1 pseudogene is annotated in these 223 nt (G+C 72.2%); it reads left to right on the top strand.

Annotated features, from left to right (window positions below):
- Positions 1–223, top strand: a pseudogene (locus KUM49_RS35215) (hypothetical protein); the annotation flags it as partial.

Raw genomic sequence — 223 nt, 5'->3', positions numbered from 1 at the left:
GAGACCCGGCCAGCGCCGCCACCGCCCTCGCCAAACTCCTCAAGGACGAGACCCGCGTGCGAGGGGCCGACCACCCGGACACCCTCTCCACGCGATATCAGGCTGCTCGCTTCCGCGGCGAGGCAGGAGACCCGGCCAGCGCCGCCACCGCCCTCGCCAAACTCCTCAAGGACGAGACCCGCGTGCGAGGGGCCGACCACCCGGACACCCTCTCCACGCGATA

It is taken from the genome of Streptomyces sp. AC555_RSS877 (assembly GCF_019049245.1).
GTDB lineage: Bacteria > Actinomycetota > Actinomycetes > Streptomycetales > Streptomycetaceae > Streptomyces.
Note: the sequence above shows the minus strand (reverse complement) of the source record. Positions and strands in the feature narration are given on the sequence as shown.